The following is a 15,563-nucleotide window of genomic DNA, read 5'->3' as shown; positions in this document are numbered from 1 at the left end:
CGCTCCACCAGGACCGGCCCCGACCGGTCATGACGAGAACCGTTCGAACCACCGGATCCATGCAAACGGCTGGATCCATGCGAACCACCGGAACCGTGCGTATTCCCAAGGACGTTGCGAGGCGGGCAGATGGCTGACGATCAGAAACTCCTCGGGTACCTCAAGCGGGTCACCGCCGACCTGGCCCAGACCCGTCGCAGGCTCCAGGAGTACGAGGCCAGGGAGCAGGACCCGATCGCGATCGTGGCCATGAGCTGCCGCTACCCGGGCGGAGTGACCTCCCCCGAGGAGCTGTGGCGGCTGGTGGCCGACGGTGTCGACGCGGTCGGCCCCTTCCCGGCCGACCGCGGCTGGAACCTGGACTCCGTCGCCGACCTCGATTTCGCCCGGCGCGGCGGATTCATCGACGGGGCGGCCGAGTTCGACCCCGCTTTCTTCGGTATCTCGCCGCGTGAGGCCGTGGCCATGGACCCGCAGCAGCGGCTGATGCTGGAGCTGTCCTGGGAAGCCCTGGAGCGAGCCGGTATCCCCGCCGACTCGGTGCGCGGCGGCCAGGTCGCCGTCTTCGCGGGATCCGGTTTCCAGGACTACGGAGACCTGCTCAACGCCGCCCCCGAAGCGGCCGGCCCCTTCATGGGCACGGCCGCCGTCGCCGCTGTCATCGCCGGCCGCGTCTCCTACGCCCTGGGACTGGAAGGCCCGTCGGTGACCGTGGACACGGCCTGCTCGTCGTCGCTGGTGGCCGTCCACCTTGCCGCCCAGGCACTGCGCGAACGCGAGTGCAGCCTCGCACTGGCCGGCGGCGTCATGGTGATGTCCACCCCGGGCCCCTTCATCGGCATGGCCCGGCAGGGCGGACTGGCCGCCGACGGCCGCGCCAAGGCCTACGCCGATGCCGCCGACGGCACCGGCTGGGCCGAGGGCGCCGGCATCCTTGTGCTCGAACGCCTCTCCGACGCCCGCGCCAACGGCCACCCGGTGCTCGCCGTGGTCAAGGGCACGGCCGTCAACCAGGACGGCGCCAGCAACGGCCTGACCGCCCCCAACGGCCCCTCCCAGCAGCGTGTCATCCGCGAGGCGCTCAGCGCCGCCGGCGTCTCCGCCACTCAAATCGACCTGGCCGAGGGCCACGGCACGGGCACCACCCTCGGTGACCCGATCGAGGCGCAGGCGCTGCTCGCCACGTACGGGCAGAACCGGCCCGAGGACCGGCCGTTGTGGCTGGGCTCTTTGAAGTCGAACATCGGCCACGCCCAGGCCGCGGCCGGCGTCGGCGGCATCATCAAGCTGGTCATGGCGATGCGGCACGAGACCATGCCGCGCACCCTGCACATCGACCGGCCGTCCACCCACGTCGACTGGCACGCGGGCAACGTCGAGCTGCTCACCGAGTCCCGCCCCTGGCCGCGCGGCGAGCAGCCCCGCCGGGCCGCCGTCTCGGCGTTCGGCGTCAGCGGCACCAACGCGCATCTCGTACTGGAGGAGCCGCCCGCGCCCGCCCAGGACGACACCGAGCCCCCCGCACCGGCCCCGCTCGCCTGGCCGGCCGACGTCCCGCTGCCGTGGCTCGTCTCCGCCCGCAGCGCCGACGCCCTGCGCGCCCAGGCCGACCGCGTCGGCGCCCACGTCGCCGAGCGCACCGACCTGGCCCCACTCGACCTGAGCCACTCCCTCGCGACCACCCGTACCGCGCTGGAACACCGCGCGGTCGTCCTCGCCGCGGACCGGGACGCGGCCGTGACCGCGCTGACCGCCCTCGCCGCCGACGAGACCCGCACCGAGATCCTGCGTGGCACCGTTTCCGACGGTCTGGTGGCGTTCTTGTTTGCGGGGCAGGGTGCGCAGCGGGTTGGTATGGGGCGGGAGCTTTATGAGGCGTTTCCGGTGTTCGCGGAGGCTTTCGATGCGGTGCTGGGTGTCATCGATGTGCCGTTGCGGGAGGTGATGTGGGGTGCGGATGAGCTTGTTCTGAGTCGTACGGAGTTTGCGCAGCCGGCGTTGTTCGCGGTTGAGGTGGCGTTGTATCGGCTCGTTGAGTCGTGGGGTGTCAGGCCGGATTATCTGGCGGGGCATTCGGTCGGTGAGTTCGCGGCGGCGCATGTGGCGGGTGTTCTGTCACTTGTCGATGCGGCGCGGTTGGTTGTGGCGCGGGGCCGGTTGATGCAGGTGTTGGACGAGGGCGGGGCGATGGTCGCCGTGCAGGCGGCGGAGGATGAGGTGCGTCCGCTGCTGGTCGGCGTCGGCGGTGTCGGTATCGCGGCGGTGAACGGTCCGACGGCGGTGGTTGTTTCGGGTGTCGAGGCGGAAGTCTTGCGGATCCAGGCGTACTTCGAGGGTCTGGGGCGTAAGGCGAGCCGGTTGAAGGTGTCGCATGCGTTTCATTCGCCGTTGATGGAGCCGATGCTCGATGATTTCCGGGCGGTGGCGCGGGAGGTGGAGTTCGGTGAGCCTGTCATCCCGATCGTCTCGACGCTGACCGGTGCTGAGGTGGGCGGGGCCGAGTTGGCGGATCCGGAGTACTGGGTGCGGCATGTCCGCGAAACGGTCCGGTTCGCCGACGCCGTAGGTGTCCTGGAGGCGGAGGGCGTCACCCGTTTCCTGGAGATCGGCCCGGACGCCGTCCTGTCCGCGATGGCACAGCAGTCCGCCGAGGACGCTGAGTTCGTGCCCGCGCTGCGCCGCAACCGGCCGGAAGCGGGCGCCGTTCTCGCGGCAGTCGGACAGTTGCACGTGCGCGGTGCGGCCGTGGACTGGGCGGGCGTGTTCGCCGGGCGCGGGGCGGGCCGGGTCGACCTGCCGACCTACGTCTTCCAGCGCGGCCACTACTGGATCACGCCCGAGAACGGCGCCGGAGACGTCGCCTCCGTCGGCCTCGACGCCGCCGACCATCCGCTGCTCGGTGCCGCGGTGACGCTGGCCGACAGCGACGGTGTGCTGCTGACGGGTCGGCTGTCGACGTCCGCGCAACCGTGGCTGGCCGACCACGTGGTCGGTGGCACCGTGCTGTTCCCCGGCACAGGCTTCGTCGAACTGGCCGTACGCGCCGGCGACCAGGTCGGCTGCGACGTCCTCGAGGAGCTGACCCTGGAGGCGCCGCTCGCCCTGCCCGAGCACGGTGCCGTGCAGGTACAGGTCGCCGTCGCGGCGGCCGACGCCTCCGGTACCCGATCGCTGACCGTACACGGTCGCCCCTCCGCTGAGGCCCCGTGGACCCGCCACGCTGCCGGTGTCCTGACGCGTGGCGCGGCCCGCGAACGCGCCGACCTGACCCAGTGGCCGCCCCCCGGTGCGCAACCGCTCGACGCGACCGGCCTCTACCCGGACCTCGCTGGCCTCGGTCTCCAGTACGGCCCGGTGTTCCAGGGCCTGAAAGCAGCCTGGCGGGACGGCGACACGGTGTACGCCGAGGTCGCCCTGCCCGAACAGGGGCACAAGGACGCGGAGCGGCTGGGCCTGCACCCGGCCGTCCTCGACGCGGTCCTGCACGCCGTCGGCTTCACCGGGATCACCGGTGGGCAGGCGGCGCTGCCCTTCGCCTGGTCCGGGGTCACCCTGCACGCGGCGGGAGCCACCGCCGTACGGGCACGGCTGACGCCGACAGGTACGGGTGTCGCCCTGGACCTGGCCGACTCCGACGGGCGCCCGGTGGCCACCGTCGAGTCCTTGGTGCTGCGGCCGATCTCTGAGGAGCAACTGGCCGCCACCGGGAGCGGTTTCCACGACTCCCTGTATCACGTCGAGTGGACCCCCCTCCCGGCGGGCGCGTCCGAGGCTCAGCCGCCCGCCGCGGTCTTCACCAGCACCCCTGGCACGGACGCTGCGGCGGTGCGTTCGGCGGTGCACCGTGCGCTCGCCGTACTGCAGTCGGCTGAGGGGCGGTTGGTGTTCGTTACCCGGGGGGCGGTGGCGTTGCCGGGTGAGGATGTCACGGATTTGGCCGGGGCTGCCGTATGGGGGTTGGTGCGTTCGGCGCAGGTGGAGGATCCGGGCCGTTTCGTGCTGGTCGATGTCGGCGAGGGCGAGGACGCTGCTGTCCCCCTCGCACTGGCGACGGGCGAACCGCAGGTCGTCGTGCGTGATGGCAAGGCGTATGGTGCCCGGCTGGCGCGTATGCCCCTGGAGGTGAACGAGCGGGCCCCGGCCTTCTCGGCCGGGGGGACGGTGTTGGTGACGGGTGCGAGTGGTGTGTTGGGCGGTTTGTTCGCGCGGCATCTGGTGTCCGGGCATGGTGTGCGTCGTCTGTTGCTGGTCAGCCGTCGGGGTGAACGAGCCCCGGGCATGGCGAAGTTGGCGTCGGAACTGCGGGCTCTGGGCGCGGAGGTGAGGGTGGCCGCCTGTGACGCCGCCGATCGCGAGGCGCTGGCGGCGCTCATCGCGGACGTCGACCTGTCCGCAGTGGTCCATGCGGCCGGTGTACTCGACGACGGCGTCATCGCCTCCCTCACTCCCGAGCGAGTGGACCGGGTGCTGCGTCCAAAGGTGGACGCGGCCCTCAACCTGCACGAGTTGACGGTCGGAAAGAACCTGTCCGCCTTCGTCCTCTTCTCCTCCGGATCCGGCACCCTGGGCGCCCCTGGCCAGGGCAACTACGCCGCCGCCAACACCTTCCTTGACGCCCTGGCCGCCCACCGCGGGTCGGTCGGTCTGCCTGCTCAGTCCCTGGCCTGGGGGCTGTGGGCCGTCGGCATGGCCGACACCCTCGATGAGGCGGAGCGCGGGCGGATATCCAAGGGCGGCATCCAAGCGCTCACCCCCGAGGAGGGCCTCGCGCTGTTCGACGCTGCGCGGCACACCACCGAAACCACCCTCGTCCCTGTCAAGTTCGACATGGCCGCCCTGCGTTCCCAGGGCGAGGACATGCTTGCTCTGCTGCGCGGGCTCGTCCCCGCAGGCGCCCGGCGGCGTCGCAGCACGGGCGCACCCGGGGCCGAGGTCGGCACGCTGAAGCGGCGGCTCGGCGCGCTGCCGGAGGAAGAGCACCCGCAGGTACTGCTCGACCTGGTCCTCAACCGGGCGGCCGTTGTCCTCGGCTTCCCCGACGCCCGGGCGATCGAGCCTGAGCGCGCCTTCCGGGAACTCGGCGTGGACTCCCTGGCCGCCGTCGAACTGCGCAACGGCCTCAACGAGGACACCGGTCTGCGGCTGCCCGCCACCCTCGTCTTCGACCACCCGAGCCCGGCCGACGCAGCCCGCCACATCCTGGAGGAGCTCTCTGGCCAGGACACGGACGCGCCCGCGACGGCACCGGCCACCGCCCTCGACGACGATCCGGTGGTGATCGTCGGGATGAGCTGCCGTTATCCGGGTGGGGTGGAGTCGTCGGAGGATCTGTGGCGGCTGGTGGCCGACGGCGTGGATGCGGTGTCGGAGTTCCCGACGAACCGTGGCTGGAATATCGACGAGCTGTACGATCCCAACTCCGAGCGTCCGAACACGAGTTACGTCAGGCACGGTGGATTCCTGCACGGTGCTGGTGACTTCGATCCGGCCTTCTTCGGTATTTCCCCGAACGAGGCGCTTGGTATGGATCCGCAGCAGCGGTTGCTGTTGGAGGCGTCGTGGGAGGCGTTCGAGCGGGCGGGTATCGACCCTGCCACGTTGAAGGGTTCGTCCACCGGCGTCTTCGCCGGAATGATGTACCACGACTACGCCGCGAACAGCGGTACCGGCGCCATCGCGTCCGGCCGTGTGTCCTATGTCTTTGGTCTGGAAGGTCCTGCCGTCACGATCGATACGGCGTGTTCGTCGTCGTTGGTGGCGTTGCATTTGGCGGTGCAGGCGTTGCGGTCGGGGGAGTGTTCGCTGGCGTTGGCCGGTGGTGTCGCGGTGATGGCGACGCCGGAAGCGTTCGTGGAGTTCAGCCGGCAGCGGGGGCTTGCTCCTGACGGGCGGTGCAAGTCGTTCGCGGCGTCGACGGACGGGACGGCGTGGGGTGAGGGTGTGGGCATGCTGCTTGTGGAGCGGTTGTCCGATGCGCGTGCCAATGGGCATCCGGTCCTGGCGGTGGTGCGTGGTATTGCGGTGAATCAGGATGGTGCGAGTAATGGTTTGACGGCGCCGAACGGTCCTTCTCAGGTTCGTGTGATTCGTCAGGCGTTGGCGAATGCCCAGTTGGCTGCGGATCACGTCGATGCGGTGGAGGCGCATGGGACGGGGACGACGTTGGGTGATCCGATTGAGGCGCAGGCGTTGTTGGCGACGTATGGGCAGGATCGTCCGGTGGAGCGGCCGTTGTGGCTGGGTTCGATCAAGTCGAACATGGGGCATACGCAGGCGGCGGCGGGGGTTTCGGGGATCATCAAGATGGTGGAGGCGATCCGGCGTGGTGTGCTGCCGGCGACGCTTCATGTGGATGAGCCGACCCGTCAGGTGGATTGGTCGCAGGGGCATGTCCGTTTGTTGACGGAGTCGCGGCCGTGGCCGGAGACGGGTCGTCCGCGGCGTGCGGGTGTGTCGTCGTTCGGGATCAGTGGCACCAATGCCCACGTCATCCTTGAACAGGCCCCGGCGGAGGGCCCCGAGGAAGCCCCGGGCGAACACAGCATCCTCCCCGCCGTGTCCCTTCTCATCTCTGGCAAGACCCCGGAGGCCCTGCAGGGTCAGGCCCGACGCCTCAAGGCGCACCTCGAATCAGCCCCTGGCCTGAGCCCGCTCGATGTCGCGTACTCGCTGGTGGGTTCGCGGGCGGTGCTGGATGTCCGGGCTGCGGTGGTGGGTGCGGGTCGGGATGAGTTGCTGGCGGGTTTGGGTGCGTTGGCGGAGGGCCGGGCGTCGGCCGGTGTGGTGCAGGGGAGCGTGCGGGGCTCCAGGGGTCTGGTGGCGTTCTTGTTTGCGGGGCAGGGTGCGCAGCGGGTTGGTATGGGGCGGGAGCTTTATGAGGCGTTTCCGGTGTTCGCGGAGGCTTTCGATGCGGTGCTGGGTGTCATCGATGTGCCGTTGCGGGAGGTGATGTGGGGTGCGGATGAGCTTGTTCTGAGTCGTACGGAGTTCGCGCAGCCGGCGTTGTTCGCGATCGAGGTCGCTCTGTACCGGTTGTTTGAGTCGTGGGGTGTCAGGCCGGATTATCTGGCGGGGCATTCGGTCGGTGAGTTCGCGGCGGCGCATGTGGCGGGTGTTCTGTCACTTGTCGATGCGGCGCGGTTGGTTGTGGCGCGGGGCCGGTTGATGCAGGTGTTGGACGAGGGCGGGGCGATGGTCGCCGTGCAGGCGGCGGAGGATGAGGTGCGTCCGCTGCTGGTCGGTGTCGGCGGTGTCGGTATCGCGGCGGTGAACGGTCCGACGGCGGTGGTTGTTTCGGGTGTCGAGTCGGAAGTTCTGCGGGTCCAGGAGTACTTCGAGGGTTTGGGGCGTAAGGCGAGCCGGTTGAAGGTGTCGCATGCGTTTCATTCGCCGTTGATGGAGCCGATGCTCGATGATTTCCGGGCGGTGGCGCGGGAGGTGGAGTTCGGTGAGCCTGTCATCCCGATCGTCTCGACGCTGACCGGTGCTGAGGTGGGTGGGGCCGAGTTGGCGGATCCGGAGTACTGGGTGCGGCATGTCCGCGAAACGGTCCGGTTCGCCGACGCCGTGCGGGAGTTGGCGGCGAGGGGTGTTACCACGTTCCTGGAGATCGGCCCGGACGCCGTCCTGTCCGCGATGGCACAGCAGTCCGCCGAGGACGCGGAGTTCGTGCCCGCGCTGCGCCGCGACCGGCCGGAAGCCACTGAGGTGGTCTCGGCGCTGGCTCGGATCGCCGTGCGGGGCGGGTCGGTCGACTGGGCGGCGTTCTACGCGGGCACCGGAGCACGCCGCGTAGACCTGCCCACCTACGCCTTCCAGAGGCAACGCTACTGGTTCCACACCCTGGACTACTGGGCCGATGCCTGGGCGGGAGCGGACGCCGGCGGAGTCACGTCGGCCGGCCTGGACCGGGCTGCGCACCCACTGCTCGGTGCCGTGCTGGCTTCGCCGGTCACTGACGGTGTGGTGCTGACCGGCCGGTTGTCGACCTCCGCGCAACCGTGGCTGGCCGATCACGCGGTCGGCGGCACGGTCCTCTTCCCGGGCACGGGCCTGGTGGAACTGGCGATCGCCGCGGGCGACCGGGTCGGCTGCGACCGACTGGAGGAACTGACGCTCCAGGCGCCGCTGGTACTGCCGGAGCGGGGCGGGGCCGCCGTACAGGTGGTGGTGGGCAACGCCGCCGAGGACGGCACGCGTTCGGTGCAGGTGCACGCCCGCCCCGATGGCGAGGAGCAGCCCTGGGCGCACCACGCAACCGGTCTTTTGTCCGCCGGAGCCCAGGCGCCCGCCTTCGACCTGGCCCAATGGCCGCCGCACGGTGCCGAGAAGGTCGATCTGGCCGGGATGTACGACACCCTCGCGGAGGCCGGTCTGGAGTATGGGCCGGTGTTCCAAGGGCTGACGGCCGCTTGGCGCTCCGGTGCGGACGTGTATGCCGAGGTCGAGCTGCCCGAGCAGACGAGTGTCGACGGGTTCGGGGTGCATCCGGCGCTGCTGGATGCGTGCCTGCACGCGACCGGGCTGCTGGCGGGAGCTACCGAGGCAGTGCGCCTGCCCTTCGCATGGGCCGGGGTCTCCCTGCACGCCACCGGCGCCGCCCGGCTTCGGGTACGGCTCTCCCCTGAGGGCGACGAGGGTGTCTCCCTCGAGGTCGCCGACGAACAGGGCCGTCCGGTGGCCACGGTCGGCTTGCTGGTTCTTAGGGAGGTATCGGCGGATCAGTTGGCGGTGGCCCGGTCGGCGTTCCATGAGTCGCTGTTCCAGGTGGACTGGGTACGACTGCCCGAGAATCCGCAGGGCGGATTGGTGCCGGGTGATGTGACGGTGCTGCCTGTCGCCCCTGGCACGGACGCTGCGGCGGTGCGTTCGGCGGTGCACCGTGCGCTCGCCGTACTGCAGTCTGTGGATGGGCGGTTGGTGTTCGTTACGCGCGGTGCGGTGGGATTGCCGGGGGAGGGTGTCTGCGATCTGGCCGGGGCTGCGGTGTGGGGGTTGGTGCGTTCGGCGCAGTCGGAGGATCCGGGCCGGTTCGTCCTCGTCGATGTGGACACCGATGTAGCCGGCGACGCCGCGGTGGCGTTGGCGCTTGCTTCAGGTGAGTCCCAGGTCGTGGTGCGTGATGGTCTCGCCTATGGTGCGCGGCTGGTGCGTACGCCGGTGGTGGTGGCCGAGCAGGCTCCGGCCGTCTTCTCGTCCGAGGGCGTGGTGTTGCTGACGGGTGCGAGTGGTGTGTTGGGCGGTTTGTTCGCCCGGCATCTGGTGTCCGGGCATGGTGTGCGTCGTCTGTTGCTGGTCAGCCGTCGGGGTGAACGGGCCCCGGGCATAGTGGAGTTGGCGTCGGAGCTGCGGGCTCTGGGCGCGGAGGTGAGGGTGGCCGCCTGTGACGCCGCCGATCGCGAGGCGCTGGCGGCGCTCATCGCGGACGTCGACCTGTCGGGTGTGGTGCATGCGGCCGGTGTCCTGGACGACGGGATGATTGCTTCGCTGACTCCGGAGCGGGTGGATGGGGTGTTGCGTCCGAAGGTGGACGCGGCCCTCAACCTGCACGAGTTGACTGCGGAGAAGGATCTGAGGGCGTTCGTGTTGTTCTCGTCGGCTGCTGGAACGCTGGGGAATCCGGGGCAGGGCAACTATGCCGCCGCCAATACGTTCCTGGACGCCCTGGCGACCCACCGGCAGGCGCAGGGTCTGCCTGCGCAGTCCCTGGCCTGGGGGCTGTGGGCCGTCGGCATGGCGGGCGAGCTGAGCCAGGTCGACATCGACCGGATGAACAGCGCCGGCGTTCACGCGCTCACCCCGGAGCGCGGCCTGGAGCTGTTCGACGCGGCGGTAACCGTGCCGGACACGCCCGCCCTCCTTCCCATCCACCTGGATGTCAAGGCACTTAACGGCGCGGGTGGTGGCGCCGAACTGCCCGAACTCTTCCGCGGCCTGGTCCACCGCCCGGTCCGTCGTGTCGTCAGTGGTATGACGGGCACCGTGAGCGCCCTGGCCCAGGGGCTCGCAGGGATGTCCCCAGAGGCGCAGGAGGTCGAGATCCTCGGCCTCGTCCGGGCTGCGGCCGCGGCTACTCTTGGCCACGCGGGCCCGGACGCCATCGACCCGGACCGGGCCTTCAGCGAGCTGGGCTTCGACTCGCTCAGCGCGGTCGAGTTCCGCAACGGTCTGGGCGAGGCCGTCGGCCGGCGCCTACCCGCCACCCTCGTCTTCGACTACCCCAGCCCTGTCGTGCTCGCCCGGCACCTGCTCCAAGAGGTCACCGGCACCGGCGGCGACACCGCTGGCGGCGTCACCAACGTGGCTGTCACCGACGACGATCCGGTGGTGATCGTCGGGATGAGCTGCCGTTATCCGGGTGGGGTGGAGTCGTCGGAGGATCTGTGGCGGCTGGTGGCCGACGGCGTGGATGCGGTGTCGGAGTTCCCGACGAACCGTGGCTGGAATATCGACGAGCTGTACGATCCCAACTCCGAGCGTCCGAACACGAGTTACGTCAGGCACGGTGGATTCCTGCACGGTGCTGGTGACTTCGATCCGGCCTTCTTCGGTATTTCCCCGAATGAGGCACTTGGTATGGATCCGCAGCAGCGGTTGCTGTTGGAGGCGTCGTGGGAGGCGTTCGAGCGGGCGGGTATCGACCCTGCCACGTTGAAGGGTTCGTCCACCGGCGTCTTCGCCGGAATGATGTACCACGATTATCAGGACAACACGAATGCCGGATCCGTTGCCTCCGGCCGTGTGTCCTATGTCTTTGGTCTGGAAGGTCCTGCCGTCACGATCGATACGGCGTGTTCGTCGTCGTTGGTGGCGTTGCATTTGGCGGTGCAGGCGTTGCGGTCGGGGGAGTGTTCGCTGGCGTTGGCCGGTGGTGTCGCGGTGATGGCGACGCCGGAAGCGTTCGTGGAGTTCAGCCGGCAGCGGGGGCTTGCTCCTGACGGGCGGTGCAAGTCGTTCGCGGCGTCGACGGACGGGACGGCGTGGGGTGAGGGTGTGGGCATGCTGCTTGTGGAGCGGTTGTCCGATGCGCGTGCCAATGGGCATCCGGTCCTGGCGGTGGTGCGTGGTATTGCGGTGAATCAGGATGGTGCGAGTAATGGTTTGACGGCGCCGAACGGTCCTTCTCAGGTTCGTGTGATTCGTCAGGCGTTGGCGAATGCCCAGTTGGCTGCGGATCACGTCGATGCGGTGGAGGCGCATGGGACGGGGACGACGTTGGGTGATCCGATTGAGGCGCAGGCGTTGTTGGCGACGTATGGGCAGGATCGTCCGGTGGAGCGGCCGTTGTGGCTGGGTTCGATCAAGTCGAACATGGGGCATACGCAGGCGGCGGCGGGGGTTTCGGGGATCATCAAGATGGTGGAGGCGATCCGGCGTGGTGTGCTGCCGGCGACGCTTCATGTGGATGAGCCGACCCGTCAGGTGGATTGGTCGCAGGGGCATGTCCGTTTGTTGACGGAGTCGCGGCCGTGGCCGGAGACGGGTCGTCCGCGGCGTGCGGGTGTGTCGTCGTTCGGGATCAGTGGCACCAATGCCCACGTCATCCTTGAACAGGCCCCGGCGGAGGGCCCCGAGGAAGCCCCGGGCGAACACAGCATCCTCCCCGCCGTGTCGTGGCTGTTGTCGGCGAAGACGGACGAGGCCCTGCGGGCTCAGGCCGAACGCCTGCGCGACTACGTGGAGAGCGACCCGGCCGTGCGACCAGTGGACGTCGCCTACTCACTGTCCACCGCCCGATCCACCATGGACCACCGTCTCGCGGTGGTGGGTGCGGGTCGGGATGAGTTGCTGGCGGGTTTGGGTGCGTTGGCGGAGGGCCGGGCGTCGGCCGGTGTGGTGCAGGGGAGCGTGCGGGGCTCCAGGGGTCTGGCGGCGTTCTTGTTTGCGGGGCAGGGTGCGCAGCGGGTTGGTATGGGGCGGGAGCTTTATGAGGCGTTTCCGGTGTTCGCGGAGGCTTTCGATGCGGTGCTGGATGTCATCGATGTGCCGTTGCGGGAGGTGATGTGGGGTGCGGATGAGCTTGTTCTGAGTCGTACGGAGTTTGCGCAGCCGGCGTTGTTCGCGATCGAGGTCGCTCTGTACCGGTTGTTTGAGTCGTGGGGTGTCAGGCCGGATTATCTGGCGGGGCATTCGGTCGGTGAGTTCGCGGCGGCGCATGTGGCGGGTGTTCTGTCACTTGTCGATGCGGCGCGGTTGGTTGTGGCGCGGGGCCGGTTGATGCAGGTGTTGGACGAGGGCGGGGCGATGGTCGCCGTGCAGGCGGCGGAGGATGAGGTGCGTCCGCTGCTGGTCGGTGTCGGCGGTGTCGGTATCGCGGCGGTGAACGGTCCGACGGCGGTGGTTGTTTCGGGTGTCGAGTCGGAAGTCTTGCGGATCCAGGCGTACTTCGAGGGTTTGGGGCGTAAGGCGAGCCGGTTGAGGGTGTCGCATGCGTTTCATTCGCCGTTGATGGAGCCGATGCTCGATGATTTCCGGGCGGTGGCGCGGGAGGTGGAGTTCGGTGAGCCTGTCATCCCGATCGTCTCGACGCTGACCGGTGCTGAGGTGGGTGGGGCCGAGTTGGCGGATCCGGAGTACTGGGTGCGGCATGTCCGCGAAACGGTCCGGTTCGCCGACGCCGTGCGGGAGTTGGCGGCGAGGGGTGTTACCACGTTCCTGGAGATCGGCCCGGACGCCGTCCTGTCCGCGATGGCACAGCAGTCCGCCGAGGACGCGGAGTTCGTGCCCGCGCTGCGCCGCGACCGGCCGGAAGCCACTGAGGTGGTCTCGGCGCTGGCTCGGATCGCCGTGCGGGGCGGGTCGGTCGACTGGGCGGCGTTCTACGCGGGCACCGGAGCACGCCGCGTAGACCTGCCCACCTACGCCTTCCAGAGGCAACGCTACTGGCAGGAGAGCACTGTCGAGACGGGCACCGCCCTGTCCGAGATGGGGATCGGGGCCTCCGGACATGCGCTGCTGGGCGCGGCCATGACGCTGGCTGACAGCGACGGTGTGGTGCTGACGGGGCGTCTGTCGACCTCCGCGCAACCGTGGCTGGCGGACCATGCGGTCGGCGGCACGGTCCTCTTCCCGGGCACGGGCCTGGTGGAACTGGCGATCCGTGCTGGCGACGAGGTCGGCTGCAGCCGACTGGAGGAGCTGACGCTCGAGGCGCCGCTGATGCTTCCGGAGCGTGGCGGAGTCCAGGTCCAGGTGTCCGTCGGAGCATCCGACGATACGGGCTCCCGACATGTAGGCATTCACTCGCGTGCCGAGGGCCAGGACGAGCAGTGGGTGCGCCACGGCGTGGGCCTGCTCACCCATGCCGGTCCACGGCCGGACTTCGATCTGGTGCAGTGGCCGCCAGCGGGTGCGGTGCCGGTGGATGTGCAGGGTTTGTACGAAGGGCTGGCGGAGGCTGGTCTGGAGTATGGGCCGGTGTTCCAGGGACTGACGGCGGCGTGGCGTTGTGGTGAAGAGGTGTACGCGGAGGTCGCACTGACCGAAGAGACGGGCGTCGACGGGTTCGGGGTGCACCCGGCCCTGTTGGATGCGTGTCTGCACGCGATCGGGCTGCGCGAGGGCAGCGACGGTGGTTCCGCTCGGCTGCCGTTCGCATGGACGGGGGTGTCCTTCCACGCGGTGGCTGCCACTCGGGTGCGGTTGAGACTCACCTTTGCGGGAGAGTCGGTCGCGCTACAGGTCGCCGATGGCGCCGGCCGCGCGGTGGCGAGCGTCGACGCGCTTTCCCTGCGGGAGGTTCCCCCGGGTCAATTGGCGGTGGGCCGGTCGGTGGTTCATGAGTCGCTGTTCCAGGTGGACTGGGTGCGGCTGGCGGGTGTGCGGGGCGATGGGGCGATGCCGGGTGATGTGACGGTGCTGCGTTCCGCTCCTGGCGTCGGCACGGGTGAGGTTCGTTCGGCTTTGCACCAGGCGCTCGGCCAACTCCAGTCCACTGATGGCAAGTTGGTACTTGTCACGCGAGGCGCGGTGGGGCTGGCGGGTGAGGATGTTCGTGATCTGGCCGGGGCTGCGGTGTGGGGGTTGGTGCGTTCGGCGCAGTCGGAGGATCCGGGCCGGTTCGTCCTCGTCGATGTGGACACCGATGTAGCCGGCGACGCCGCGGTGGCGTTGGCGCTTGCTTCAGGTGAGTCCCAGGTCGTGGTGCGTGATGGTCTCGCCTATGGTGCGCGGCTGGTACGTACGCCGGTGGTGGTGGCCGAGCAGGCTCCGGCCGTCTTCTCGTCCGAGGGCGTGGTGTTGCTGACGGGTGCGAGTGGTGCGTTGGGTGGGTTGTGTGCCCGGCACCTGGTGACCGGATACGGGGTGCGGCGTCTGCTACTGGTCAGCCGTCGGGGTGAAAAGGCCCCAGGGATCAGTGAGTTGGTGGGGGAGCTGTCCGCCCTGGGTGCTGAAGCGGTGGTGGCCGCGTGTGATGTGGCGGACCGTGAGGCGTTGGCTGCGTTGATCGCGGATGTGGAGTTGTCGGCGGTGGTGCATGCGGCCGGCGTGCTGGACGACGGCGTCATCGCCTCCCTCACTCCGGAGCGGGTGGACCGGGTGCTGCGGCCGAAGGCGGATGCGGCATGGAATCTGCATGAGCTGACCGCGGACAGGGACCTGACCGCGTTCGTTCTCTTCTCCTCAGCTGCGGGCACGCTCGGCAATCCGGGCCAGGGCAACTACGCGGCAGCGAACGCCTTCCTCGACGGCCTCGCTGCCCACCGCCGGGCGCAGGGTCTGCCTGCACAGTCCCTGGCCTGGGGGCTGTGGGCCGACGGCATGGCGGGAGAGCTGAGCCAGGCCGACAGCGACCGGATGCGTAGCACTGGGGTGCATCTCCTCACCGCGGAGCAGGGCCTGGAATTGTTCGACGCGGCGACAACCCTGCCGGACACACCCTCACTGGTCCCGATGAACCTGAACGTCAAGGCACTCGCCGCGGTCGGCGATGAACTACCCGCCCTGTTCCAGGGATTGGTCCGCGCGCCCGCCCGGCGCGCCGCGACGGCGGGCGGCGGGCAAGCTGCCGAGGCGACCCTTGAGCAGCGGCTCACCGGCCACGCCGCTGAGGAACAGGAAGCCCTGCTACTGGACCTCGTCCGGACGAACGCCGCGACGATCCTCGGCCACGTGGGCGCCGACGCCATCGACCCGGACCGGGCCTTCAGCGAGCTGGGCTTCGACTCGCTCAGCGCGGTCGAGTTCCGCAACGTACTGGGTGGTCTCACCGGCCTGCGGCTTCAGCCCACGCTCGTCTTCGACTACCCCAACGCCCGGGCGCTCGCCGAACACGTGCGAGCGGAACTGATCCCGGACGTGGGCGACAACGGCAACGCCGAGGGGGCGGGCGAGGCCGAGATCCGCGCGGTACTGCAGGCCATCCCACTTACCAGGCTGCGGCATGCGGGACTGCTGGACGTCCTGCTCGAACTCGGCGGCGTCGGCGACGTACACACAGGGTCGGACGAGGCCGACGTCGCCTGGGAGGACTCGATCGACGACATGGACGCCGAAAGCCTCATCAGCCTGGCGCTCGGCAGCGGGGAAACGGGAGATCTGTAATGGTCGGCTCTGATCAGAAC

Annotated in this window: 1 protein-coding gene; it reads left to right on the top strand. The window is 69.4% G+C overall.

Going from position 1 to position 15,563, the window contains the following annotated elements; genetic code table 11:
• The first annotated feature begins 114 nt into the window (after nucleotides 1-114).
• Nucleotides 115-15,543 (top strand): SDR family NAD(P)-dependent oxidoreductase, encoded by a 15,429-nt coding sequence (locus tag OG485_RS01085; RefSeq protein WP_443048640.1) that lies wholly within the window; start codon nucleotides 115-117, stop codon nucleotides 15,541-15,543.
• Nucleotides 15,544-15,563 lie beyond the last annotated feature (20 nt).

Source organism: Streptomyces sp. NBC_00328 (genome assembly GCF_036139655.1).
Lineage (GTDB): Bacteria > Actinomycetota > Actinomycetes > Streptomycetales > Streptomycetaceae > Streptomyces.
The sequence above is the reverse complement of the archived record's forward strand: the minus strand, read 5'-3'. Positions and strand labels throughout refer to the sequence as shown.